General features: G+C 70.6%; 20 protein-coding genes and 1 tRNA gene. 11 read left to right on the plus strand and 10 right to left on the minus strand.

Annotation, left to right across the window (positions count from 1 at the left end; all coding sequences use genetic code 11):
- Nucleotides 1–114: 114 nt before the first annotated feature.
- The 6 genes from GTO19_RS12315 to GTO19_RS12340 all read left to right on the plus strand — a co-directional run bounded on the left by GTO19_RS12315 (nucleotide 115) and on the right by GTO19_RS12340 (nucleotide 10,672).
- On the plus strand, nucleotides 115–3,693 hold the full coding sequence (locus tag GTO19_RS12315; protein ID WP_291021179.1) for an LAGLIDADG family homing endonuclease: 3,579 nt from the start codon (nucleotides 115–117) through the stop codon (nucleotides 3,691–3,693).
- A complete protein-coding gene (locus tag GTO19_RS12320) occupies nucleotides 3,693–5,003 on the plus strand; it encodes an FAD-binding oxidoreductase (RefSeq protein ID WP_291021180.1) in 1,311 nt (436 codons plus the stop codon). The genes GTO19_RS12315 and GTO19_RS12320 overlap by 1 nt, the downstream gene beginning before the upstream one ends.
- An 86-nt stretch (nucleotides 5,004–5,089) precedes the next feature.
- On the plus strand, nucleotides 5,090–6,460 hold the full coding sequence (locus GTO19_RS12325; RefSeq protein WP_291021181.1) for a Fic family protein: 1,371 nt from the start codon (nucleotides 5,090–5,092) through the stop codon (nucleotides 6,458–6,460).
- 197 nt (nucleotides 6,461–6,657) lie between these two features.
- Nucleotides 6,658–7,632, plus strand: coding sequence for a tripartite tricarboxylate transporter substrate binding protein (locus GTO19_RS12330; RefSeq protein WP_291021182.1), 975 nt, complete (start codon nucleotides 6,658–6,660; stop codon nucleotides 7,630–7,632).
- A 10-nt stretch (nucleotides 7,633–7,642) separates the two neighbouring features.
- Entirely contained in the window at nucleotides 7,643–9,712 is a 2,070-nt protein-coding gene (locus GTO19_RS12335; protein WP_291021183.1) for a metallophosphoesterase, read from the plus strand.
- Nucleotides 9,713–9,754: 42 nt separating this feature from the next.
- Entirely contained in the window at nucleotides 9,755–10,672 is a 918-nt protein-coding gene (locus tag GTO19_RS12340) for a LysR family transcriptional regulator (RefSeq protein ID WP_291021184.1), read from the plus strand.
- A 27-nt stretch (nucleotides 10,673–10,699) separates the two neighbouring features.
- Here GTO19_RS12340 and GTO19_RS12345 read toward each other — a convergent pair whose 3' ends face one another.
- The 4 genes from GTO19_RS12345 to GTO19_RS12360 are packed head-to-tail and all read right to left on the minus strand — an operon-like array spanning nucleotide 10,700 to nucleotide 14,201.
- Nucleotides 10,700–11,101, minus strand: coding sequence for a DUF2894 domain-containing protein (locus GTO19_RS12345; RefSeq protein WP_291021185.1), 402 nt, complete (start codon nucleotides 11,099–11,101; stop codon nucleotides 10,700–10,702).
- Nucleotides 11,094–11,756 (minus strand): OmpA family protein, encoded by a 663-nt coding sequence (locus GTO19_RS12350; RefSeq protein WP_291021246.1) that lies wholly within the window; start codon nucleotides 11,754–11,756, stop codon nucleotides 11,094–11,096. The genes GTO19_RS12345 and GTO19_RS12350 overlap by 8 nt, the downstream gene beginning before the upstream one ends.
- Nucleotides 11,756–13,486, minus strand: coding sequence for a hypothetical protein (locus GTO19_RS12355; RefSeq protein WP_291021186.1), 1,731 nt, complete (start codon nucleotides 13,484–13,486; stop codon nucleotides 11,756–11,758). The genes GTO19_RS12350 and GTO19_RS12355 overlap by 1 nt, the downstream gene beginning before the upstream one ends.
- 10 nt (nucleotides 13,487–13,496) lie before the next feature.
- Nucleotides 13,497–14,201, minus strand: a complete 705-nt coding sequence (locus GTO19_RS12360; protein WP_291021187.1) for a DUF3348 family protein — start codon at nucleotides 14,199–14,201, stop codon at nucleotides 13,497–13,499.
- A 118-nt stretch (nucleotides 14,202–14,319) separates the two neighbouring features.
- Between GTO19_RS12360 and GTO19_RS12365 the strand changes: the two genes are divergently transcribed.
- The 3 genes from GTO19_RS12365 (at nucleotide 14,320) to GTO19_RS12375 (ending at nucleotide 16,508) form a co-directional block, all read left to right on the plus strand.
- Nucleotides 14,320–15,390, plus strand: coding sequence for a flavodoxin family protein (locus tag GTO19_RS12365; RefSeq protein ID WP_291021188.1), 1,071 nt, complete (start codon nucleotides 14,320–14,322; stop codon nucleotides 15,388–15,390).
- 117 nt (nucleotides 15,391–15,507) lie between these two features.
- Nucleotides 15,508–15,969, plus strand: a complete 462-nt coding sequence (locus tag GTO19_RS12370; protein WP_291021189.1) for a hypothetical protein — start codon at nucleotides 15,508–15,510, stop codon at nucleotides 15,967–15,969.
- A gap of 101 nt (nucleotides 15,970–16,070) precedes the next feature.
- Nucleotides 16,071–16,508 (plus strand): HU family DNA-binding protein, encoded by a 438-nt coding sequence (locus GTO19_RS12375; RefSeq protein WP_291021190.1) that lies wholly within the window; start codon nucleotides 16,071–16,073, stop codon nucleotides 16,506–16,508.
- Between the two features lie 53 nt (nucleotides 16,509–16,561).
- On the opposite strand, the gene GTO19_RS12380 is transcribed toward GTO19_RS12375, so the two are convergent.
- From GTO19_RS12380 to GTO19_RS12390, 3 genes are all read right to left on the minus strand, one after another.
- Nucleotides 16,562–16,637 (minus strand) — tRNA-Ala (locus GTO19_RS12380).
- 74 nt (nucleotides 16,638–16,711) lie between these two features.
- A complete protein-coding gene (locus GTO19_RS12385) occupies nucleotides 16,712–17,611 on the minus strand; it encodes an NAD(P)-dependent oxidoreductase (RefSeq protein ID WP_291021191.1) in 900 nt (299 codons plus the stop codon).
- A 96-nt stretch (nucleotides 17,612–17,707) separates the two neighbouring features.
- Nucleotides 17,708–18,439 carry a GntR family transcriptional regulator gene (locus GTO19_RS12390; RefSeq protein WP_291021192.1) on the minus strand — a complete coding sequence of 244 codons (732 nt, stop codon included), beginning with the start codon at nucleotides 18,437–18,439 and terminating at the stop codon, nucleotides 17,708–17,710.
- Between the two features lie 123 nt (nucleotides 18,440–18,562).
- Here GTO19_RS12390 and GTO19_RS12395 point away from each other — a divergent pair, with 123 nt between their 5' ends.
- Nucleotides 18,563–19,441, plus strand: a complete 879-nt coding sequence (locus GTO19_RS12395) for an alpha/beta hydrolase (protein WP_291021193.1) — start codon at nucleotides 18,563–18,565, stop codon at nucleotides 19,439–19,441.
- 20 nt (nucleotides 19,442–19,461) lie between these two features.
- Here GTO19_RS12395 and GTO19_RS12400 read toward each other — a convergent pair whose 3' ends face one another.
- Nucleotides 19,462–20,439 carry a GMP reductase gene (locus tag GTO19_RS12400; RefSeq protein WP_291021194.1) on the minus strand — a complete coding sequence of 326 codons (978 nt, stop codon included), beginning with the start codon at nucleotides 20,437–20,439 and terminating at the stop codon, nucleotides 19,462–19,464.
- Between the two features lie 210 nt (nucleotides 20,440–20,649).
- Here GTO19_RS12400 and GTO19_RS12405 point away from each other — a divergent pair, with 210 nt between their 5' ends.
- Nucleotides 20,650–23,007 (plus strand): UvrD-helicase domain-containing protein, encoded by a 2,358-nt coding sequence (locus tag GTO19_RS12405; RefSeq protein ID WP_291021195.1) that lies wholly within the window; start codon nucleotides 20,650–20,652, stop codon nucleotides 23,005–23,007.
- Nucleotides 23,008–23,114: 107 nt separating this feature from the next.
- On the opposite strand, the gene GTO19_RS22400 is transcribed toward GTO19_RS12405, so the two are convergent.
- Together GTO19_RS22400 and GTO19_RS12410 are read right to left on the minus strand one after the other, a co-directional pair.
- The gene (locus tag GTO19_RS22400; RefSeq protein WP_366665127.1) at nucleotides 23,115–23,279 is read right to left on the minus strand and encodes a hypothetical protein; all 165 of its coding nucleotides are present in this window, start codon (nucleotides 23,277–23,279) and stop codon (nucleotides 23,115–23,117) included.
- A complete protein-coding gene (locus tag GTO19_RS12410; protein WP_363302964.1) occupies nucleotides 23,276–25,198 on the minus strand; it encodes an alkaline phosphatase PhoX in 1,923 nt (640 codons plus the stop codon). Before GTO19_RS12410 ends, GTO19_RS22400 begins: the two co-directional genes overlap by 4 nt.
- Nucleotides 25,199–25,237: the final 39 nt, after the last annotated feature.

The raw sequence follows: 25,237 nt of genomic DNA on the forward strand, positions 1-25,237 counted from the left end.
TCTCGGCAGCAGCGGCCCGTTCTTGAGCCGGCCGGCCGGGCGGCCCACAATGGTGCCACGCCCCGGCCTTCCCCCCTGTAGGACCGGGCCTCGCCTTCGAACGGGACCACCGCCATGAACCGAGAACCCGCCGCGCGCGACCTCTTGCCCGAGCTGGACCCCCAGCCCATCAGCGAAGAGGTGTTGCGCGAGAAATACCTCAAAGACGGCGAAACCACGCGCGAGCAGCTCTTCGCGCGCGTGGCGCGCGCCCTGGCCAGCGTGGAGGCGCCGGATCGCCGCGCGGCATTCGAGGCCCGCTTCCTGGACCTGCTGCACCAGGGCGGCATCGGTGCCGGGCGCATCATGAGCGCGGCCGGCACCGAGCTGCAGGCCACGCTCATCAACTGCTTCGTGCAACCGGTGGGCGACTCCATCCAGGGCCGCGACGAGGCCGGCTACCCCGGCATCTACGAGGCCTTGCGCGAAGCCGCCGAAACCATGCGCCGCGGCGGCGGCGTGGGCTACGACTTCTCGCGCATCCGACCGCGCGGCGCGCGCGTGAAGGTCACGGCCTCCGTTGCCTCCGGGCCGTGCAGCTACATCAACGTGTTCGACCAGTCCTGCGCCACGGTGGAGAGCGCGGGCGCGCGGCGCGGCGCGCAGATGGGTGTGCTGCGCATCGACCACCCCGACGTGCGCGAGTTCATCACCGCCAAGCGCACGCCGGGGCGCTGGAACAACTTCAACGTGTCGGTGGCCGTGCCCGACGCCTTCATGGACGCGGTGCTGGCGGATGCGGCATGGGACCTCGTCCACGCCGCGCAGCCGGGACCCGAGCAGGTGGCGCGTGGCGCGCACCAGCGCGACGACGGCCTATGGGTCTACGAGACCGTTCGCGCGCGCGAGCTGTGGGACGTGATCATGCGATCCGCCTACGACTTCGCCGAGCCGGGCATCCTGTTCATCGACGCGATCGGGCGCGACAACAACCTGCGGGCCATCGAGAGCATCGAGGCCACGAATCCTTGCGTGACGGCCGATACCTGGGTGATGACCGAGGAGGGGCCGCGCACCGTGCAGGACCTCATCGGGCGTCGGTTTCACGCGGTCGTGGACGGCCTCAGCTACGCGGTGCGCAGCGAGGGATTCTTCGAAACCGGCCGCAAACCCGTGTGGCGCCTGAGCACGCGCGAAGGCCACGCCTTGCGCCTGACAGCCGACCACCGGGTGCGCCGCGTGGCACGCAGGACGCGTTACAGCATGGAACTGGATTGGACCGAGGCCGCCCGGCTGCGGCCGGGTGACGAGATCGTGCTCAACAACCATCGCGCGCTGCAGGGCTGGGCCGGTGCGGGCACGCGCGAGGAGGGCTACCTGCTCGGCTTGCTGATCGGTGACGGCACGCTCAAGGCCGACAAGGCCACGCTGTCGGTATGGGCGCCCGAGTTGCGCGTCGTCGGGCAGGACACCGTGGCCTTCGCCGCGTCGGGCGCGGCCGGGGTCGTGGAAGCCGCCGAGGCCGCCGCCGCCACGCTCACGCACCGAGCCGATTTCCGCGGTTTCCAGCGCCCGATCGCCGGCCGTGGCGAGGCGCGCCTGAGCAGCGCGGCGCTGCGCGATCTGGCGTTCTCACTGGGCATGGCGCCGGGCCGAAAGGGCATCACGCCGGCGATGGAGCAGCGGTCCTCCGATTTCTGCGAAGGCTTGCTCGGTGGCCTGTTCGATGCCGACGGCAGCGTGCAAGGCGCTCAGGACAAGGGCGTGAGCGTTCGCCTGTCGCAAAGCGACGAGGTGCTGCTGCAAGCGGTGCAGCGCATGCTGCTGCGCCTGGGCGTTGCTTCGACGCTCTACCGTGAACGCCGGCCCGCAGGCGCGCGCCGCCTGCCCGATGGCCGAGGCGGTGCGGCCGACTATCCGACGCAGGCCCAGCACGAGTTGGTGATCTGCAAGGACAACCTGCAACTGTTTGCCGAACGCATCGGCTTCCAGGACACCGACAAGGCGGCCCGGCTGGAGCAGGCGCTGGGCGACTACCGCCGCACCCCCAACCGCGAGCGCTTCCTTGCCACCGTCGAATCGCTGCTGCCCGACGGCGAAGAGACCGTCTACGACGTGACGGTGGACGACGTGCACGCCTTCGATGCCAACGGCCTCGTGGTGCACAACTGCGGCGAACAGCCCTTGCCCCCTTACGGCTGCTGCGACCTCGGCCCCATCATCCTCACGCGCTTCGTGCGCCACCCCTTCGGCGTGGGCGGCGACGCGGCCTTCGACTTCGAGGCCTTCGAGCGCACCGTGGCCCTGCAGGTGCGCGCGCTCGACAACGTGCTCGACCTCACATATTGGCCGCTGCCCGAGCAGCGCGCCGAGGCACAGGCCAAGCGGCGCATCGGCGTGGGCTTCACCGGCCTGGGCGATGCGCTCATCCTGCTCAAGCTGCGCTACGACAGCGAGGCCGGCGTGGCCATGGCCGCGCGCATCGCCGAGCGCCTGCGCGACGCGGCCTACCGCGCCTCGGTCGAGCTCGCGAAGGAGAAGGGCGCCTTCCCCAAGCTGGACGTCGAGAGCTACCTGGCCGACGGCACCTTCGCCAGCCGCCTGCCGGCCGACATCCGGCGGGCCATCCGCGAACACGGCATCCGCAACAGCCACCTGCTGTCCATCGCGCCCACGGGCACGGTGAGCCTGGCCTTCGCCGACAACGCCTCCAACGGCATCGAGCCCGCCTTCTCCTGGACGTACACGCGCAAGAAGCGCGAGGCCGATGGCAGCACGCGTGAACACGAGGTGAGCGACCACGCCTGGCGCCTGTGGCGCGCGCTCGGCGGCGACGTGCAGAACCTGCCGCCGTACTTCGTCTCCGCGCTGGAGATGGGCGTGGACGGCCACCTGGGCATGATGGCCGCGGTGCAGCCCTTCATCGACACCTCGATCTCCAAGACGGTGAACGTGCCCGCCGAGTACCCCTTCGAGGAATTCAAGGACCTGTACCTCAAGGCCTGGCGCGGCGGACTGAAGGGCCTGGCCACCTACCGGCCCAACGACATCCTGGGCGCGGTGCTGTCGGTGCAGGGTGCCGCGGTGGCCGACGAACCCGCCGCGCCCCTGCCCGGCGACCCCATGCGCAGCGTGATCGAGCAACGCCCGTTGGGCGCGCTCGACGCGGTGGCCGAGAAGATCGAGTACTGGACGCAGGAAGGTCACCACACCACCTACATCGTGGTGTCCTTCCTGCCCGTGCCGACGACCGATGGGCAGGGCACGCAGTCGCGCGCCATCGAGTTCTTCATGCCCGTGGGGCAACGCGCCGAGTCGCAGCAGTGGATCACCGCCAGCATGCGCCTGCTGTCGCTGGCCGCGCGCGGCGGCTTCCTCGCGCGCGCGTTGCGCGACATGCGCAAGGTGGCCTGGGACCGCGGCCCCGTGCGCCTGGGCACACGCACGCGCGAGGACGGCGCGGTGATTCCCATGTGGCACGACTCCGAGGTCGCGGCGCTGGCTTTCGCGGTGCAGAACATCCTGGAGCGCCGCCAGGGCGTGACAGGCACCGTGTCCGTTGCCACGCCTGTCGCGCCCCCGTCGGCGGTGGCCTTGTCCGTGCCCGGCCAGATGGCCGGGCGCAAGTGCCCCGAGTGCGGCGCGCACGCCATGATCCGCAAGGACGGCTGCGACCACTGCACAGCCTGCGGCTACGTGGGCTCCTGCGGCTGATGGAACGCCACGTCCTGAGCACGCGCGCCGATCCCCTCACGCACGGCCTCTGGGAGGCCTCGGCCCCGCCCGCGCCCGAGGCACCGCCCTTGCAAGCCCCCCGCTCGGTGGACGTGGCCATCGTTGGCGCCGGCTACACCGGCCTGTCGGCCGCGCTGCACCTGGCCGAAGGCGGAGCGTCCGCGCTGGTGCTGGAGGCCATGGACATCGGCTTCGGCGGCTCGGGCCGCAACGTGGGCCTGGTCAACGCGGGCCTGTGGGTCATGCCCGCCGCGCTGCCCGAGCGCTTGGGTCCGGTGCACGGGCCGCGCCTGCTGGAACGTCTGGGCGAAGGCCCCTCGGTGGTGTTCGGTCTGATCGACCGCCACGGCATCCCCTGCGAAGCGGTGCGCCAGGGCACGCTGCACTGTGCGGTGGGCGCGTCGGGGTTTCGCGGACTCGGCGAACGCGCGCGGCAATGGCAGGCCCTCGGCGCGCCGGTGGAGTTGCTGGACGCGTCCGCCGCCGCGCGGCTGACCGGCACCACCGCCTACAGCGGCGCCTTGCTCGACCGCCGCGCCGGCACCCTGCAGCCCCTGGCCTACGCGCGCGGCCTGGCGCGCGCCGCGCAAGCGGCCGGCGCCACGCTGCACGCGCATTCCCCGCTCGCGGCCGTGCGCGACGAAGGCACGCACTGGCGCCTCACCACCGCGCAGGGCGCCACGGTGGACGCGCGCTGGGTGCTGGTGGCCACCAACGCCTACAGCGCGCCCGCCGGCCCCTGGCCGGGGCTCGACGAGGAGCTGGTGCGCTTCCCCTACTTCAACCTCGCCACGCGGCCCTTGAGCGAGCGCGAGCGCGCCACCATCCTGCCGCAGCGCCAGGGCGCCTGGGACACGGCCCTGGTGCTCTCCTCGTTCCGGCTCGACGCGGCGGGCCGCCTGGTGTTCGGCAGCGTGGGCGCGCTGCGCGGCGCGGGCCGCGCCATCCACCGCGACTGGGGCCGGCGCGCCCTCGCGCGCCTGTTCCCGTCGCTGCGCGGCATTCACTTCGACCACGAGTGGTACGGCCACATCGGCATGACCCGCGACGCCCTGCCGCGGCTGCACCGCCTGGCGCGCAACACCTGGTCCTTCAGCGGCTACAACGGCCGCGGCATCGCGCCGGGCACGGTGTTCGGCCGCGAGTTCGCGCGACTGGTGCTGGGGCAGTGCAGCGAGGCGGACATGGCCTTGCCGGTGACGCCTGTGCAAGCCGTGCCGCTGCGCGCGGCGCGCGAGGCCGGCTACGAATGGGGTGCGCGCGCGGTGCACCTGTTGCACGGCCACTGATCCGCTCGACATCTGCTCAAATCACCCCTTATTTGCTCAATATCAAGGTATTATTTGCTCAAATTGAGTGAATATGAGCAGATACCATGGGTCAATCACGTGAAATGGTGCTCCAGGCGCTGAGGCGCCTGGCCGACGGCGGCCAGCACCGGGTGTCGTCGACCGAACTCATCCGGGCCACCGGTGGCAGCTCCGCGACCGTGCGCCGCCACCTGGACGCGCTGTGCGCCAGTGGCGAGCTCGTGCGGGACGGCAAGGCCCGCGCCACACGTTATCGACTGGCCCGGCGTGAAGTGGACTCCGTGCCGTCCGTCCCACCCGTGCTGGCGGTGCGCGAGCCGGGCGAGGCCCGGGGCGGGCCGGCGTGGTCGCTCGCGGCACTCCAGTTGCGTCGCCGGCTCGAAGTCCCTTTGGCGGCGAGGGACCCGGTCTCGTACCAGCGCGACTTCGTCGACCGCTACGTGCCCAACGCCAGTTGGCTGATGCCGCCCGCGCTGGCGGACGAGCTGTACCGCGCCGGCCGGATGCGAGACCAACAGCCCGCCGGAACCTACGCCCGCAAGGTGCTGGAGCAATTGCTCATCGACCTCTCCTGGTCGTCCTCTCGCCTGGAAGGCAACCGCTACTCCTTGCTCGACACGCAGGAGCTCTTCAAGCGCGGCACCGCGGGCAACGACACCGATGCGGTGATGCTGCTCAACCACAAGGCGGCCATCGAGTTCCTGGTCGATGCCGCGCCGTTGCAAGGGCTGTCCACCGCGCTGGTGAGGAACCTGCACGCCGTGCTGATGCAGGACCTGTTGCCCGACAGCGAGGCACTGGGCGCCATCCGCCAGAAGGTGGTCAACATCAGCGGGTCCGTCTATGTGCCCAACCAGGTGCCCGCCACGCTGGAAGAGATGCTGGACAGCGTCGTCGAGAAAGCCCGGCTGATCAAGAACCCGATCGAGGCCGCCTTCTTCCTGTGGGTGAACCTCGCGTACCTGCAGCCCTTCGAGGACGGCAACAAGCGCACGAGCCGCCTGTCGGCCAACATTCCGCTGATGCTCTACAACTGTTCGCCGCTGTCCTTCCTCGACGTGGACGTGAACGACCACGCGTTCGCCATGCTGGGTGTGTACGAACAGCGCGACCTCGCGCTGGCCGTGGACCTCTTCACCTGGGCGTACCGGCGCTCGCTCAGGCAATACGCCGCGGTGAGGGATTCGCTGGGTTCGCCGGACCCGCTGCGCCTGCGCTACCGCGAAGCCCTGACCGACGCGATTGGCCTGGTGGTCCGCGAGCGAAGGTCCTTGCAGGCGGCGCTGGACGAACTGGGCCTCGGCGAGGCGTCGGCCCCGGGCTTTCGCGAGCTGCTGATGGACGAGTTGAAGAAGCTGGAGGTCTTCAACTGCGCGCGCTACCGTTTGACGCTGTCCGCCACGCAGGCCTGGATCGCCGCGAGCCGGCCGCTCTGAGAACTGGCTCGATGATCGATCCGCCCTCGCCGGCGCGCGTCGACGAGCGCTTCCGGCCCCTGGGCGTGCACGCCACCGGTGCGTGATCCGCACCCTGGTGCGCCGCAGAAGTTCTGCTTATCCGCGCATTAGAAATTCGCGCTTCAGTCGATCGGCCTCGCCGCCCACAATGGGCCGCACTTCAACGAGGCCGCCCCATGCAAAGACGACAACTCATCCACACCCTCGGCGCCGCCGCCCTGCTGGGCGCACGGCCGTCCTTCGCCCAGGACACCTATCCTTCGCGCGCCGTGCAGGTGCTGGTGGGCTTCCCCGGCGGTGGCGCCATGGACGTGGCGGCCCGCATCGTCACCAACGCCCTGGCCGACGAGGGCATCAAGCCCGTGGCCATCATCAACAAGCCCGGCGCGTCCGCCACCATCGCCACCGGTCAGGTGGCGCGTTCGGCCAACGACGGCTACACCGCATTGCTGTCCACCTCGGCCAACCTCGGCATCGCGCCCTACCTGTACGCCAGGCTGCCCTATGACGCGGACAAGGAACTCGTGCCCGTGGCGCAGTTCGGCGTGGCGCAGAGCCTCATCTACTGCTCGGCCTCCTCGGGCCTGCGCGACCTGAACGCGCTGCTCAAGCGCATCGCGGCTTCGCCGGGCCGGCTCAACTACGCCTCGCCCGGCAGCGGCACCACCGCGCACCTGGCCTTCGAAAGCCTCAAGGCGCAACGCAAGCTGTTCATCGTGCACGTGCCCTTCCGGGGCAGCCCGGCGGCCATCACCTCGGTGCTCTCGGGCGAGCTCGACATCGGCATCGACGCCATCGGCCCCACCCTCAGCCACATCCGGTCCGGCAAGATCGTGCCGCTGGCCCAGACCGGTGCGAAGCGCTCCGCCTCGCTGCCCGAGGTGCCCACGCTCGACGAACTGGGCGTGCGCGGCATTCCCAGCGGCACCAACCTCGGCTTCATGATGCCCGCCGGCACACCGGCGCCGATCCTCGCGCAGTGGAGCGCCGCGATGAAGCGCGTGCTGGCCACGCCGGCCGTGGCCGAGCAACTGAGCGCGGTGGGCGTGGACGTGGCCTACCAGGACGCCCGCGCCTACGCCGCCACCATGGCCAGCGAGCAGAAGCTCTGGCAGGCCGCCGTCAAGTACTCGGGCGCCGCCGCGAGCTGAGAAGGTGCGCATGTCCCCCCGACTATTCCGCTTCGCCGTCATCGCCGACAGCCACGTCAACCCGTCCGACGAGGACCGGATCTCGCCCTACGAGTCGCACCGGCTCACCAACACGCGCCTCGCGCACACGGTGGACGTGCTCAACGCCCTGGCGCCCGACTTCACCGTGCACGTGGGCGACATGATCCACCCCGTGCCCGAGGCCGTGTCCTACCCCGATGCGGTGGCGCGCTTCAAGGCCGCGGTGGGCCGCCTCGACGCGCCCCTGCACCTGGTGCCCGGCAACCACGACGTGGGCGACAAGCACGCCGACTACGTGCCCGCCGGCGAGATCTGCCAGCCCTACGTCGAGCTCTACCAGCGCCACTTCGGCGAGCACTTCTACGCCTTCGACCACGGCGACTGCCACTTCGTGGTGATCAACACCTCGCTCATCAACTCGGGCCTGGCCGCCGAGGCGCGGCAGGCGCGTTGGCTGGAAGACGATCTGCGCGCCAACGCCGGGCGGCGCACGCTGCTCTTCGTCCATTACCCGCCCTTCATTGCCAGCGCCGATGAGCACGGCCACTACGACAACATCGACGAGCCCGGCCGTTCCTGGCTGCTGGGCCTGGTGGCGCGGCACCAACTGGCGGCGGTGTTCACCGGCCACGTGCACAACTTCTTCTTCAACACACACGCGGGCACGCCGATCTTCTCGCTGCCGTCCACGGCCTTCGTGCGCGGCGACTACTCGGAGCTGTTCGCCGTGGGCCAGCCGCCCGAGCACGAGAACGGCCGCAACGACGTGTCCAAGCTCGGCGTGCTGGTGGTCGACGTGTACGAGGACCGCCTGGTGCCGCAGTTCATCCGCACGCACGACCGGCCCGAGGGCGCCGCGCCGAGCGTGCAGCGCGACTGGCCGCAACTGCCGCCTGCCGCGGGTGCATCGGGCCCCGGCCTCGGCCTGGACCTGCGCTACCACTGGGGCGAGCTGCACCAGATTCCCTACAGCAGCATGCTCGACGAGTTCCGCCGCAAGCAGGCGCGCAACGACTACCCCATCCTCGCGCTGTGGGAGATGGGCATCCGCACGCTGCGCGTGCCGCTGGACGACCTGATCGACCCGGCCTCGCGCGCGCGCATGGCGGCCCTGGCCGCGCTGGGCAGCCGCTTCACGGTCTTCCTCTTCGGCTGGCCCACGGACGAACAGCTTGCGCTGTTGCGCGAGCACCGGCACCTGCTGCGCGCGCTGGAACTCATCGTGAAGTGGCCGCTGGCGCCGGACCTGGGCGATCGGCTCGACGCGCTGCGCGAGCGCGTGGGTGTGCCCCTGCACCTTTCGCGTTTCTGGAGCGCCTCCGGCCAGTCGCGCGACGGCAAGCAGATCAAGCTGCTGGTGGACCACGGCTTCGCGGGCGCGGCCGACCCGGCGGCGCGCGAGTTGCTCGACGCGACGGGCGGGCGGGGCGTCGATGCCCTGGTGTTTCGCGTCGCCGCCGACACCCTGTTTGACGAAGGCATCGCCGAGGCAGCCGAGTTCGCCAAACGCCACCGCGTGCGCGCGCAGGTGCACGTGCGCCTGGCGTCCGACAGCCCGGCCCAGGCGCGTCACGACGCGCAGGCCAATGGCGTGCGCGCACTGGGCGCGGCCTTCGCCAGCCGCTGCTTCCCGCAGGTGGACGTGTTCCTCGACACGCTCAGCGACGTCGACCGCGGTTACTTCCCGCGCGCGGGCCTGGTGGACCGCCGCTTCAACCCCAAGCGCGAAGGCCAGGCCCTGCGCAACCTGCATGGCGCGCTGAGCGAGCTGCCTGCGCCACAGGCGCCGCGCTGGGTGCGCGACCCGCAGTTCCTGGTGGGCACGGCGCATGTGGGCTCATCCACGCTCTTGCTGGTGCTGCCTGCGGGTGGTGGTGCGCTGATGCAGTTGCCCGACTGGCTGGACACGCAGGGCCTGCGCGTGAAGCGCTGGCTGGACCTGGCGAGCGGGGAGGACCGGACCTGGCCCGACGCGGACCCCGATGCGGCAAAGGTGCTTGAGGGCGCCTGCCTGATCGAACTCGCGGCCCATCGGGTGAAAGAGCGCGTCGAGGCCTGAGGGGTGCCCCTGCGAGGGGCACAGGGGACACCATAATTCCCCATGCCCACCCTCCGCCAGCTCAAGGCCCTGGCCCTCATCGGCCAGACCGGCAGCTTCACGCGCGCCGCCGAGAAACTGTTCATCACGCAGTCGGCCGTGAGCTCGCTGATCCGCGAGCTCGAGGAAGAGGTCGGCATGCCGCTGGTGCAGCGCGGCCGGGTCATCGGCCTGACCGAGGCCGGCGAGCACCTGCAGCGCGCGGGCCTGCGTGCCGACCTGGAAATCGAGCGCGCCCTCAAGGACCTGCGCCACGGCAAGACCGCCGAGCGCATCGTGCTGCGCGTGGCGGCCGGCTCGCTTTCCTCGGCTGCGCTGCTGCCGCCGGCCATCGCCAGCCTGCAGGCCAGCGAGCCGCAACTGAAGATCGCGCTCTTCGATCGTCCCGTGGGCATGCTGGGCGACATGCTGCTGCACGGCGAGGCCGACGTCGCCGTGGGCTCGATCGACTCGCCGCTGCGCCTGTCGGGCGAGCTGCGCTCCACCCTGTTGTTCGAGGATCGCATCGCCCTGGTGTGCGCGCGCGACTCGGCGCTGAGCGAGCAGGCCGAACAGGCGGGCGGGCTGGGCTGGAGCGACCTGCACCACACCGAGCTGGTGCTGGTGGGACGCACCGGTGGTCAGTGGAACCTGTTGCTGCAGGACCAGCTCGCCGAACACGAGGGCCTGGCCATCGGCCACGAGGTGCAGTTGCTTTCCACCGCGCTGGAGCTGGTGCGCGCCCGACTGGGCGTGGCCGTGCTGCCGATGTACGCCACGCGCCACCTGGAGTCACAGAGCTTTTGCGTGGCCCCACTGCTCAAGACCAGCGCGGGCTGGAGCACTTACTTCGTGACGCGCAACGGGCCGGTGGACGAGGCGAAGCTCGCGCCCATCGAGCGCTTGCGCGAGGCGCTGGCGGCGCAGGCACCGCTTGCCTGAACGGGCCATCGCCCGAACCCGGGCCCCTCAGGGCTTGGGCCTGGCTTTCCGGGCCTTGACGGCCGGCGCCGGCTTGAGCCGGGCACTCGCCTCGTCCAGCCACAGCAGCGCGTCGGTGTGCGCCATGAAGCGGCGCAGGTAGTCGGGTGAGAGCTCGCTCAGCAGGCCCAGGGTGCGCAGCACCAAGCGGTGCGGGTTGAGCGGCCCGGGGTTCTCGGGCCCGCGTTGCACGGCCTGCTGCACCTCGTCCTCGGCGTGCAGGCGCTCCCAGGTGTCGCGAAAGGCCTGCGCGCTGCGCAGTTCGGTGCGCGCGGCGAGGGGCTGTCCGCTGACGGTGGCGATGTGCCGGTTGAGCTGGGCCAGGACGCTGGCCTGGGTGGCGGTGGCCGAGCCGGGGCGGGACGCAGGGACCTCGTCGCGCTCAGTCACGTGCGGCTTTCCGGCTATCGCTGGCGGCCTTGGGTACGGGGGCCATCTCCACGCGGCGGTTGAGCGCGCGGCCCTTCTCGTCGTCGTTGGAGGCCACGGGTTGTTCGGCACCGAAGGCGGCGCTGAACACGCGCTGGCGCGGCATGCCTTCTTCGATGAGGGCGCGCGTGACGGTGAGCGCGCGCTGGGCCGACAGCTCCAGGTTGTCGGCGAAGCGCTGGTTGCCGGCCTGCACCGGGCGGTCGTCGGTGAAGCCGCTGACCATGAGCATCTCGTCGCGCTCGCCCAGGTACACCTGCAGCGGCGGCACCAGGCTGCGCAGGATCTGCCGGCCCTCGGGCCGCAGCTCGTCGGAGTTGAGCGCGAACAGCACGCTGCCGCTGATGCCGATGCGGCCGTTGTCCAGGGTCACGCGGCCGTTCTGCAGGGGAATGGCCAGGGCCTTTTCCAGCGCCATGCGGCGCTGCTCTTCCTGCTCGCGCTTGCGCACCTCGGCCTGCAGGCTGTTCACCAGGTCCATCTGCACCACCAGCACGCCCACCAGGATGAGCACGAAGGCGCCCACCAGGCCGGACATCAGGTCGCCGAACACGGCCCACACGGGGGCGTGGTGCTCGTCGCCGCCGTCGTCGGGGCGCTCGTCCAGGCCGGCCATCATGCGGCCTGCCTCCCCACGGGCTGCGCGCGCAGGCGGCGCAGGTCTTCCACGATGCCCTGCTGCGAGCTGATGCTCAGGTCGATCACCTCGCGGGCCTGCGCCACGTAGTAGGCGAGTTGTTCGTCGCTGCGCGCGATGGACTGTGTGACGGCGCTCTCCACGCCGCGCAGGCTCTCAATGAGCTTGTCGTTCGTGGCGCTGAACTGCTCCATGCCTTGGCCGAAGGCCTGACCCAGACTGGCCAGTTCGATCGCGCTGGCCTTGACCTGCGCGGCCACGTCCTCGGCGCGCACGGCCTGCACGCCCACGGTGTCGGCGAACTGGCGGCCCACCTGGTCGAGCACCGCGCCGGCCGAGGCAACGAGCGACTCGATGGCGGCCGCCTGCTCGCCCGTGCCCTGCTGCACGCGCTGCAGCAGCGAGTCGATGTGCTGCAGCAGCGCGCCGCGTTCCTGCAGCGCCTGCTGGTCGCGCTCGGCGAGCTGGGCCATTTCCTCGCGCCGCTGCGCGACCAGCTCGGCCGCGGCCCGGGGCGCTTCGCCGGCGGTGGCGATCAGGCGCGCCATCGGCGCTTCGAAAGCCGTGCCCAGCGCGGCGAGTTGGCGGGTGTGCTGCTCGCTCTGTCGGCTCTGTTGTTCGCTCATCGCGTTCTGCAGCTCGGTCAGGCGCTCGCGGTGTTCGGCCTGCGATCGGTTCAGGGTCTCCTGCACGCCCTGCATGAGCGCGCCGCTGCGCTGCTCGAAGCCGCTGCCGACGGCCTGCATCAGCGATTGCAGCGAGGCGTCCACGCGTTCGTGGTGGCGCGTGGTCTGCTCGACGATGGCGCCCATGGCCTGCGCCACGGCGCCCTGCAGGTTCTGCGCGGCGCTGCGGGCGCTGGCGTCCAGGCTGTCCTTGAGCGATTGTTCGACCGAGCGCGCGAGCTGCCGGTAGGCCTCGCCCGAGCTGTCCAGGAAACGCGTCTGGCGCGCGAGCAGTTGTTCGTCGAGCTGCTGACCGCGGCGCTCGATCTGTTCCACCAGGGCCTGCAGTTGCGTCACCACGGCGGGCAGGGCATTGGCCTGTTGCTGCAGGGCGTCGACGGTGGCCTGGCGCTGGTACGCGAGGGAGAAGGGCCGCAAGGCGTCGGCCACGCGCGCGTCGAGCTGGCGCGACACCTCGGCGCGCTCGCGCCGCGCGATGGCGGACATCAGGCCGAGCATGGCCGAGGTGGCCACGCCCACGACCGAGGTGCCGAAGGCCAGGCCCAGGCCCTTGATCGGCGCGGCCAGCGCCGCGCGGATCGCCTGCAGGTCGGCCGAGCCTTCGAGCGTGAAGACCACGCCTTTGAAGGTGAGCACCATGCCAAGGAAGGTGCCGAGCATGCCCAGCATCACCAGCAGGCCGATGAGGTAGGGCGTGAGCGCCAGGCCGGGCAGGGCGCCGCGCTCGTTTTCGATGCGCTGGCGCACGCCGTGGCGCAGCCCGGCGGGCACGCGGGCCAGCCAGTCGCCCAGCGTGGCGCCGGGCAGGGGCGCTTGCTGCAGCGCGGTGGCGAGTCCGGCGGTGTCGTGGCGGTAGCGGTGGATCTCGAGCGCGCCCAGCAGGAACACGCCGCCGATGAGCGCGGTCATGACGAGCGCGGTGGCGCTGGTGCCGATGAAACCGGCACCGACCCAGAAGACGGCCAGCAGGCCGAGGGCGAAGGCGGCGGCGACGAACGTGCGGTTCAGGAGGGGGCGGTTCATGGGTGTCTGTTCAGTGCGAGGCGCTGGCCTGGGCCAGGGCTTCGATGAGGCCGGTCACGGGCTGCAGGCGCAGCTCGAGCTCGGCCGCCAGGGCCTGCTGCAGCTCCTGCTCGAAGGGCTCGGGCCAGTCGTCGGGGTGGGTCTGGCGCAGTTGCTCGAAGCGCGCCTTGAGGAAGGCCGGCACGCCGGACAGCAGCCGCTGTTCACGCCCGGCCAACAGTCGGTCCAGCGTGGCGTCCAGTGCGGCAAGCCGCGCCAGCCGCGGCGAGGCCTTGGCCAGCGCTTGGCGCACGTGGGCGCGAAAGGCTTCGATGGCGGTTTCCATGCGGCGTTGCAGGTCGAGGCAGCGCTGGTGGTGCGGGGCGAAGGCGCTGTCCCCCGGCTCGACCGGCAGCGCGGGCGGGGCCGAAATGCCCTGGCGCAGCGTGGCGCGCAGGCGCTGCAGCGCCGCCTGCAGGTCGGCCACGCCGGCTCCGTTGGCCGCGCGGCGTGGGGCCAGGGCCGGCGGCGCCTGGTGCGCTGCCAAGTCCGGCGGCGCCTGGTGCGCTGAAAAGCCCGGCGGCGCCTGGTGCGCCGCGTGCAAGGCAATGGCGTCGCGCACGTCCAGCCAGCCGCCCAGGCGCTCGGCGAGGTCCTGGCGCGGGGTGTCGGGCTGGGCCGGCAGGTAGCCGGCAAGCTGGCGCACGAGGGCGGTGCGGTGGAAAGGGCGGTGCAAGAAAAATGCGGGGACGGCGGCGGGGAACCCGGCATTTTCCACCACCGGCGGCGCCCGGCCGGCCCCCGGGCATGGCGGTTGCCGGTGGTAACACCTTTCCCTCGACGCCGATGACGCCATGACCACCGTCCGCAAGGGCCAGGCCGCGCCCCCGCTCGACCGCGAGACCTTCAGCCGCCGCTTCCGCGCCGACTTCCACGACCCGGCCTTCGAGGCCGAGGCGCCCGCGCTGGCGCGCCTGGAGGCGATCGCCTGGCAGGCCTACCAGGACGGCCGCAAGGCGCCCCGGACGCACCCGGCCGGCCCGGCCTATGCCGATCCCACGTACGAGCTGTCGGACGAGTGGCGCGAGACGAAGGAGCGGCTGGCGGCGGCCCAGGCGCGCTGGCTCGATGAGGCCACGCCGTCGCGTGCGCTGGTGATTTGCGGGTCGGCGCGCAACGACGGCAGTTGCCCGGGCGAGATGTCGAAGACCTTCCGTCTCACGCGCATCGTGCGCGACGCGCTGGCGTCCGAAGGGATCGGCACCGATGTGCTGGACCTCAGCGAACTCACCTCGGGCTATGGCCGCCACATCCACCCATGCAAGGGCTGCCTGTCCACCGCCATGCCCCTGTGCCACTGGCCCTGCAGCTGCTACCCGAACCACGCCATGCGTCAGACGGGGGACTGGATGGCCGAGATCTACGAGCGCTGGGTGTCGGCGCATGCGGTGGCCATCGTCACGCCGGTGTACTGGTACCAGAGCCCCAGCCCCTTGAAGCTGATGATGGACCGGCTCGTCTGCGCCGACGGCGGCAACCCGGACCCGACGCGCACGCAGGGCAAGGACCCGGCCAAGGCCAAGGCGGTGGAACTGGCGGGGTGGGACTACCCGCAGCACCTGGCCGGCCGGGTCTACGGCGTGCTGGTGCACGGTGACGTCGGTGGCATCGAAGACACGCGGCGCCTGCTGTCGGACTGGCTCGACTGGATGGGCCTGATCGACGCCGGCATGCAGGCCCGGCTGGACCGCTACATCGGCTACTACCAGCCCTACGCGGACAGCCACGAGGCCCTCGACGCGGACGAATGCTTGCAGCAGGAGGCGCGCCATGTGGGCCTGGCGGTGGCGCATGCGGTGCGGGCGCTGCGCGCGGGCACGCTGCAGCGCGTCACGCCCGCGCTGCGGCGGCCGCGGCCCAAGTGAGATGAACCGAGCCCGTTTGAGGGAGCGCGATCACCCCGGGGCCGGGCACGCCGACTGCCCCCGACAGGGACGGGCGGTCGACACGGCGTGGACCGCCGTTCCAGGAAAGGACACCCCATGGCACGCAGCAGCATTCAGGGCACCAGCCCCGCACCTTCACAACCCGGAGGACGCGACACCGCGTCCCTCGGCCCCGGAGACTCCTCCGACAGCGGCAGCGACATGATGGGCATTGCCGACGACAGCGGGGGCGATCCCGGCGTGCCCGCCGACGTCGCTTCATCGCCCGACGCGCAGAACCCCACGCTGCTGCCGCCTGACGCCCTGGCGTCCTCGACGGATGCCGCCGGCACCGGCGAGAGCCGCAGCGCGAGCGACGACGGTGGCAGGGGCGACGGTTGGGACGTGGGCACGGACCAGGTGTTCACCCCGGGCGGGGGCGATGTCGACACCGACGAGGACCCCGACCTGGCGTTCATCGACGAAGCGCAGGCAGGCGATCCCGCGGAGGATGAAGGACTGGCGTCCGAAGACGACGACGAGACGCCGCCGCCCAGACCCGTCAAGCGCGGCTCCTGAAAACGCCGGGCAGAAACGCCCGGGCGCATCGTGGCCTGTAGACTCCACGCGCCGCGCGGCCTGCGCGGCGTTTCGTCAATGACAACTGGAGTCCTCCAAGCATGGCAACTGCAAAGAAGGCGGCACCGAAAGCCGCCGCCAAGAAACCCGTGGCCAAGACCAAGGCCGTGAAAGCCGCCCCCAAGGCAGCCGCGAAAGCCGCACCAAAAGCCACCGGCGCGCTGAAACCGATCAAGGACACCTTCAACAAGACCACCCTGGTCAACCACCTGGTGCAGGCCTCCGGCGCCGACGCCAAGACCGTCAAGGCCGTGCTGGGCTCGCTCGAAGCCACGATCCATGCGTCGCTGTCCAAAAAGGGCGCTGGCGCCTTCACCTGGCCCGGCGTGATCAAGATCACCGCGCTGCAGGTGCCGGCCAAGAAGGCCCGCAAGGGCATCGACCCCTTCACCAAGGTCGAGCGCATGTTCGCGGCCAAGCCGGCGTCGGTGAAGGTCAAGGCGCGCTTCTTCAAGAAGGTCAAGGACGCCGCGCTGTAAGCCACCGGCAAAGAAAAAGGGCCTTGTGGAACAAGGCCCTTTTTTTTGCAGATTGGTGGAGCCGAGGAGGATCGAACTCCCGACCTTCGCATTGCGAACGCGACGCTCTCCCAGCTGAGCTACGGCCCCNNTCGCATTGCGAACGCGACGCTCTCCCAGCTGAGCTACGTCCCCACGAATCGCGGATTCTAGCGAATCTTTGTTCAGGCCATGCCGTTGCGGCTGGCCAGCTCCACGAACAGCGCGGAATGGTCGAGGTCGGACAGGCCGTGGTCCGTCGCCTCGGCGAACAGGCGCTCGAACAGCGCGGTGATCGGCGCCTCGAAGCCGATCTCTTCAGCGGTGTTGAGCGCGTTGCGCATGTCCTTCAATTGCACCGTCATGGCGGCGCGCTTGGCGAAGTCGCGCTCGACCATGCGCTGGCCGTGCACCTGCAGGATGCGGCTGTCGGCGAAGCCGCCCGAGATGGCCTGGCGCACCTTGGCCATGTCGGCGCCGCCCTTCTCGCACAGCAACAGGGCCTCGGCCACGGCGCCGATGGTGATGCCCACGATCATCTGGTTGGCCAGCTTGGCGAGCTGGCCCGAGCCGTGCGGCCCCACGTGCGTCACGCGCCCCAGCACCTCCAGCACGGCGCGGGCGCGCTCCACGTCGGCGGGCTTGCCGCCGGCCATGATGGCCAGGGTGCCGGCCTCGGCGCCCACGGTGCCGCCCGAGACGGGCGCGTCCAGGTGGTGCACACCCAGGGCCGCCAGGCGTGCCGCGTGGTCGCGCGCCTGGCGCGGCTGGATCGAGGACATGTCGACTACCAGGGCGCCACGGCGCAAGGCTTCGGCGACGCCTTGTCGGAACAGCACGTCCTCCACCACCTCGCCGTTCTCCAGCATGGTGATGACGATGTCGGCGCCGCTCACCGCGTCGGCGGCGGTGTCGGCCACGCGCGCGCCGAAGGGCGCGAGCCGATCGGCCTTGGTGCGCGAGCGGTTCCACGCGCTCACCGCGCAGCCGGCTTCGCACAGGCGCCGGCCCATGGGAAAGCCCATCAGGCCGATGCCGAGCACGGCGACGGCGTGGGATGGCAGGGAGGAGGGGGTGTCGGTCATGGTGCGGATCCCTTCAGGGCGGGGCGCGGGGGCAGGTGTGCGGGCAAAAAAAATCGCGGCCCCCGGCTTTCACCAGGGACCGCGCAAGTGGACCGGCTATCGAAATAGCTGGGGACCACGGAGTTGAACGGTGGCATCGGGGGCGGGCTCCGTCGATGCAAAGGCAATCTGTTCGGCCAGTGTGCCGCTGGCCTTTTCCGAGTGATCGGTGATGAGCGCCTCGGCCAGGGCGGCGTTGCCCTGCGCGATGGCTCTGGCGATCGCCTCGTGCTCGTCCCACACGGGCGCGCGCAGGTGCTCGAGTTGCAGCGCCAGGCCCATGGCGCGGCGGATGTGGTGCCAGTGCAGCAGCGCACTTTGCTCGATCAGCGGGTTGCCGGCGGCGCGGTAGACCGCGGTGTGAAAGGCCAGGTCGCAGTCGATCAGGGTCTTGACGTCGCCTTCGCGTTCGGCGGCTCGGCCGGCGGCGAGCACGGCCGGGTCGATGCGCACGCGCCGCTGAGCGGCCAGTCGCACGGCCAGCCGGTCCAGCGCCACGCGCACCTGGTAGACCTGGGCGATCCACTGGCCATCCAGCGAGGCCACCTGCAGGCCGCGCACGCGTTCGCCGTTGTTCTGCGGCGCGTCCTGCACGAAGCCGTCCTTGCGCAGCAGGCGCAGCGCCTGCATCACCGGCTGACGCGACACCGCGAAGCGCTCGGCCAGTTCCTCCTGGCGGATGCGCTGACCCGGCCGCAGCACGCCCGAGCTGATGGCGTCGAGCAGCGCCCGGTAGACCTGGTCGGCCAGGTCGGGCGTCGATTCGAGGCGGAGCAGTTGGGCGGTCATGCCGGCGGTGCGAATTCTGTATACGGAATTCACGCAGCATACCCCAGATGCCCCGGATTTCCCCGGATGCCGGTGGTTTCAGGGGGAAACCCCAGGGGGTTGTCGATGACACAATCGCCGCCCATGGACCTGAGCTTCAACCAAGACCCCGCCTGGCTCGACCGCGAGTACAACAACCGCGCCCTGGTGCCCGACCACCCGTCGTACTTTCAGCGCTGGGCCCAGGCCTCGCAGCAGGCGCGCCAGCAGGGTGGGGCGCTGGTCGACGTGCGCTACGGTCACGGGCCGCTGGAGCAGCTCGACATCTTCCCGGCCCGGGGTGGGGCGGGCGCCGCGCCGGTGCTGTTCTTCATCCATGGCGGCTACTGGCGCGCGCTCGACAAGTCCGACCATTCCTTCCTGGCGCCGCTGTTCCAGCGCCTGGGGGTGTGCGTGGTGGTGGCCAACTACGCGCTGGCGCCGGCCATCACCATCCCGGGCATCACGCTGCAGATGGTGCAGGCACTGGCCTGGACGCACCGCCACATCGCCGCACACGGCGGCGACCCGAGCCGCATCACCGTGGCGGGCCATTCGGCGGGCGGGCACCTGGCGGCCATGATGCTGGCCTGCCGCTGGCCCGAGGTGGGCGCCGATCTGCCGGCCTCGCTGGTGCGCAACGCGCTGTCGATCTCGGGGGTGTTCGATCTGGAGCCGGTGCGCCGGGCGCCCTTCGTGCAACCCTCGCTCCAGCTCACGCCCGATCAGGTGCGCAAGGCCAGCCCGGCGCGACTGCCCTCACCGGGTCTGCGCCAGGGGCGCGGTGAACTGGTGGCCGTGGCTGGTGGCGACGAGAGCGGTGAGTTCCGCCGCCAGAACCGGCTGATCCGCGAGGCCTGGGGGGCCGAGGTGGTGCCGGTGTGCGAAGACCTGCCGGGCCTGAACCACTTCAGCGTGCTGGACGCCCTGGTGGAACCCGGGCACCGCCTGCACACGCTGGCGCGCGGCCTGCTCGGCGTGTGATGTAAGGCGCCTGCGGCGCCTTACATCAGCAGGTGTTCGCCCGCGTTGTCCCCGCCCAGGATCACGTAGTTCACCTTGCGGATGTCCAGCAGCTTCGTGCCGCCGGCATAGCTGATGGAGCTCTGCACGTCCTGCTCCATCTCGGTCAGCGTGTGCGCCAGCGGGCCCTTGATCGGCTCCAGGATGCGCTTGCCTTCCACGTGCTTGTACTCGCCCTTGTTGAAGTCGCTGGCCGAGCCGTAGTACTCCTTGTAGAGCACGCCGTTCTCTTCCACCGTCTGGCCGGGCGATTCCTCGTGGCCTGCGAACAGGGAGCCGATCATCACCATGCTGGCGCCGAAGCGCACGCTCTTGGCGATGTCGCCGTGGCAGCGGATGCCACCGTCCGCGATGATGGGTTTGGTGGCCACGCGCGCGCACCACTTGAGCGCGCTGAGCTGCCAGCCGCCGGTGCCGAAGCCGGTCTTGAGCTTGGTGATGCAGACCTTGCCCGGCCCCACGCCCACCTTGGTCGCGTCGGCGCCCCAATTCTCCAGGTCGATCACGGCCTCGGGCGTGGCCACGTTGCCCGCGATCACGAAGGCCTTGGGCAGCTTGTCCTTGAGGTAACCGATCATGTTCTTCACGCTGTCGGCGTGGCCGTGCGCGATGTCGATGGTGATGTACTCGGGGCTCAGGCCCTCGGCCGCCAGCGTGTCCACCGTCGCGTAGTCGGGCGCTTTCACGCCCAGCGAGATGGAGGCGAAGCAGCCCTTGGCGTGCATGTCGCGCACGAACTGCACGTTGTCCAGGTCGAAGCGGTGCATGACGTAGAAGTAGCCGTTCTGCGCCAGCCAGGTGCAGATGGCCTCGTCCACCACCGTCTTCATGTTGGCGGGCACCACGGGCAGGCGGAAACGCCGCCCGCCGAGTTCCACACCCGCGTCGCATTCCGAGCGGCTGTCCACGCGGCACTTGCGCGGCAGCAGCAGGATGTTGTCGTAGTCAAAGATCTCCATGAACCAGGCTCCTGAGGGCTGTTGTTGAACAGATGAGCGCTTGGCCTGGCCGGTTCCTTTGCCGCGCGAGGGGCAAAAAGAAAACCGGGCGCAAGAATCTTGGGCCCGGTGCGCGATTCTAGACCGATGGTCCGGTGGCCGATGCTTATGGCTCCCATATGCCCCCACGTATGGCGCGGTTGGCACGCGGGCGCTTCCTACAATCCCGTGATGCCCCTGGACACCCCCCCGAACGCCTCGCCGCTGGTCGCCGGCCTCAACCCCGAGCAGGCGGCCGCCGTCACCTTGCCCGCCGAACACGCGCTCATCCTCGCCGGCGCCGGCTCGGGCAAGACGCGCGTGCTCACCACGCGCATCGCCTGGCTGCTGCAGACCGGCCAGATCGGCCCCGGGGGCGTGCTGGCCGTGACCTTCACCAACAAGGCCGCCAAGGAAATGGTCACGCGCCTGTCGGCGCTGCTGCCCGTCAACGTGCGCGGCATGTGGATCGGCACCTTCCACGGCCTGTGCAACCGCCTGCTGCGCGCGCACCACCAGCTCGCGGGCCTGCCCGCCACCTTCCAGATCCTGGACACGCAGGACCAGCTCTCGGCCATCAAGCGCCTGTGCAAGCAGTTCAACGTGGACGACGAGCGCTTTCCGCCCAAGCAGCTGCAGTACTTCATCGCCGGCTGCAAGGAGGACGGCATGCGCCCGCGCGACGTGCCTGCGCGCGACGAGGACGCACGCAGGAAGGTCGAGCTGTACGCGCTGTACGAGGAACAGTGCCAGCGCGAGGGCGTGGTCGATTTCGGCGAACTGATGCTGCGCAGCTACGAGCTGCTGCGCGACCAGGATGCCATCCGCGCACACTACCAGCGGCGCTTCCGCCACATCCTGATCGACGAGTTCCAGGACACGAACAAGCTGCAGTACGCCTGGATCAAGCTGTTCTCGCCACCACCCATGGAGGGCCTGGACGTACAGGGCAACGCCGTGTTCGCGGTGGGCGACGACGACCAGAGCATCTACGCCTTTCGCGGCGCGCGCGTGGGCAACATGGCCGACTTCGTGCGCGAGTACCGCGTGCAGCACCAGATCAAGCTGGAGCAGAACTACCGCAGCGTGAGCAACATCCTCGACGCGGCGAACCACCTCATCGGCCACAACCAGCGCCGCCTGGGCAAGAACCTGCGCACCGAGGCGGGCGCGGGCGAGCTGGTGCGCATCAACGAGTCGGTGAGCGACTTCGCCGAGGCGCAGTGGATCGTGGACGAGATCAAGGCGCTGGTGCGGGAAGAGGTTCCCCGCAGCGAGATCGCCATCCTCTACCGCAGCAACGCGCAGAGCCGCGTGGTGGAGACCGCGCTGTTCAACGCCGGCCTGCCCTACCGCGTGTACGGCGGCCTGCGCTTCTTCGAGCGCGCCGAGGTCAAGCACGCGCTGGCCTACCTGCGCCTGATCGAGAACCCGCGCGACGACACCAGCTTCCTGCGCGTGCTCAACTTCCCGCCGCGCGGCATCGGCGCGCGCAGCGTCGAGCAGCTCCAGGACGTGGCGCGTGCGGCCGGCTGCTCGCTGCACGACGCGGTGAGCGCGGTCACGGGCCGCGCGGGCACGGCCATCGCCGGCTTCGTCGCCAAGGTGGACGTGATGCGCGAGCGCAGCGAGGGCAGCACCCTCAAGGACATCGTCGAACTGGTGCTGGAACACAGCGGCCTGGTGGAGCACTACCGCCAGGAACGCGAGGGCCAGGAGCGCGTGGAGAACCTGGAGGAACTGGTCAACGCGGCCGAGAGCTTCGTGATGCAGGAAGGCTTCGGCCGCGAGGCGGTGGCGCTGACGCAGAGCCCGGCGAGCCAGGGCCTGGACCCGAACGCACCGCTGATCGATGAGGCGCTGGCGCCCGACGCCGAGACCGGCGAGACCCTGAGCCCGCTCGCGGCCTTTCTCTCGCACGCCGCGCTGGAATCGGGCGACAACCAGGCCCAGGCCGGACAGGACGCGGTGCAGCTCATGACCGTGCACGCCGCCAAGGGCCTGGAGTTCGACTGCGTGTTCATCGGCGGCCTGGAAGAAGGCCTGTTCCCGCACGAGAACGCCATGAGCGACCGCGACGGCCTGGAGGAAGAGCGCCGACTGATGTACGTGGCCATCACGCGCGCGCGCAAGCGCCTGTACCTGAGCCATTCGCAGACGCGCCTGCTGCACGGGCAGACGCGCTACAACCTCAAGAGCCGCTTCTTCGACGAACTGCCCGAGCACTGCCTGAAGTGGCTGACGCCGCCGCAGGCCTCTGGCTGGGGCGGCATGGGCAGCGCGGGCTGGGGCGGGCACCGCGCGATGGGCGCGCCGGTGCCGCAGCCCGCGTGGTCGCCGGCCTGGAAGGCCGCCAGCGCGCCCGCGCCCGAGCCCGACCGTGGCACGCCCATCAAGAGCGGCATGGCCGTGTTCCACAACAAGTTCGGCGAAGGCAAGGTGCTGGCCGTGGAGGGCGCGGGCGACGACGCGCGCGCGCAGGTGAGCTTCTCGCGCCACGGCACCAAGTGGCTGGCGCTCAGCGTGGCCAAGCTGACCCCCATCGAATAGGTCCGCCCCCGCGCGGGCCTGCGGCCCGCTCCCCCCGGCCGGGGGCGACACCGACGGACCGGCGAAGCCGGATCCGTGGTGTCTCTTGGTTCGGCCCCGGTGTGCGATCAGCTGCCGATCACCCCGCCATCGTTCTTGGTGATCACGACCGTGGCCGAGCGCGGGCGCTGGCCCGCGCCATAACCCGCGCTGCTCGGCCAGCGGCTCTCGTACTTCGCCGGGTCGCCGATGTCAGCCATCTTCGTGTTTTCGCCCGCGTGCTGGATGTTCACGAAGATCGCGCGGCCATCGGGCGTCTCGGTGATGNNCGGTTGCCGGATTTCACCGGGCGCGCACCGCCGTCGCCCACCTGGCCGGGCAGCGCGGCCAGCAGCATGCAGTTGGTCTTGTCGGTGTAGGCGCCGTCGTCGGTCTCGATCCAGCAGATGCCGGTGGCGGCGCTGAACACCAGGCCGTCGGGCGAAGAGAGGTCGTTCTCGTCGCTCAGGTTGGAGAGGTTGATGCTGGCCTTGTCGGCGTCGGCTTCGGAGGCGAAGAGGTAGATGTCCCAGCGGAACTTCGCCTCGGCGGGCGTGGCCTCGGCCAGTCGCACGATGTGGCCGTGCACGTTGCCCTTCTGCTCCTTGCCGGCCTTCATGTCGCTGTACGCGCGCGGGTTGGCGGCGTCCACCGTGGCCTCGGTGCGCTGGCTGTTGTTGGTCAGCGTGATGTAGACCTCGCCGTTCTTCGGGTTCACGCCGGTCCACTCGGGCCGGTCCATCTTCGTGGCGCCCGCCGCGTCGGCGGCCAGGCGCGTGAACACGCAGACGTCGGCCTGGGTCTTGAAGTCGAAGCCCTTGAAGCCGCTGATGGCGGGGTTCCTTGGCGAGAGTTCCAGCCAGTCGCCGCTGCCGTCGGCGTTGAAGCGCGCCACGTACAGCGTGCCCGCGTCCAGGTACTTGTCGCCCGCGGCCAGGCGGTTGCGCGGCTTGGCGTCGGCCGGGTCCCACTTTTCGGCGGAGACGAACTTGTAGATGTACTCGCCGCGCGCGTCGCAGCCCATGTAGGCCACCACCGGCTGGCCGTCCACCGGCTTGGCGAAGCTCACGTTCTCGTGCGCGAAGCGGCCCAGCGCGGTGCGCTTGGTCAGCAGGGTGTTGGGGTTGTAGGGGTCGAGCTCGACCACGTAGCCGAAGGTGTGGAACTCGTTGCGGTAGTCCTCGCGCGCGCTCGCGCCGGTGGCGCCGGTGTTCCAGCGCTGGAAGCGGTCGTCGCTGCCACCGGACTCCCACCCGTGGCGGGTGGCCGCGCCCGCTTGGCGGCCGTAGCGCTTGAAGGCGGCGGTGATCTTCGGGTCGTTGCGGCGCGCGTCGTCCTGCGCGTCGCGGAAGAAGTAGCCGAACCAGTTCTCCTCACCCGAGACCAGCGTGCCCCACGGCGTCTTGCCGGTGCCGCAGTTGTTGACCGTGCCGCGCGCCTTGGTGCCGTTGGGGCTGTACTTCGTGACCAGGTGCGCGCTGCCGGCGGCCGGGCCGGTGAAGATGGCCTCGCTCAGGGTGGTGATGCGGCGGTTGTAGGGCGAGCCCGGCTGCGTGGCCCAGCGGCGGCCGTCGCGGCGCACCTCCACCACGGAGATGCCGTGGACCATCAGTTCCTTGTCGATCTCGGCCGCCGGGCGCGGCAGCGTGGCCGTGCCGCCGTTGGCGTGGATGAAGAAGGAGGAGAGCTTCTCGTCGGTGGTGGCCTCGTGGTTCATGGCCAGCAGGCCGCGCGAGGTGAAGCTGCCCGAGGGCTGGTTCTGCGCGTCCAGGCCGAACCATTCGATGCCGTCGTGGTGGTCGCCGGCGCGCTTGCCCCATTGCTCGTCGGTGCCGTCGTTCCTGAAGGCGGGCACATCGGCGCCCAGCGGGTCGCCACCGGCGTAGAGCACCTGCGCGGTGTAGCCGGGCGGCACGGTCACCGCGTCGGCCGTGGTGCGGGCCACGGGCGTGAAGCCGAGCTGGTTGACGGGCTGGGGGCCGGCGGGCGAAGCCGGCGTGGCACAACCGGCCAGCACCGCGCTGCCCACCACGGCCGCGCCGGCACCGCCGCGCAGCAGGTGGCGGCGGCTCAGGCGCGTGGCCAGCACGCTGTCGAAACTGGCGTTGCCGCTGCGGTTGGAGTCTTCGTCGTTGAAGACCTCGCCGGGCCGGCGGGTGTTCTGTTCGCGCATACCTGTCCTCGTGGGGTGTTGTGTGACTCCCCGGATCGT

This window comes from Hydrogenophaga sp. (assembly GCF_011772445.1).
Taxonomy (GTDB): Bacteria; Pseudomonadota; Gammaproteobacteria; order Burkholderiales; family Burkholderiaceae_C; genus Hydrogenophaga.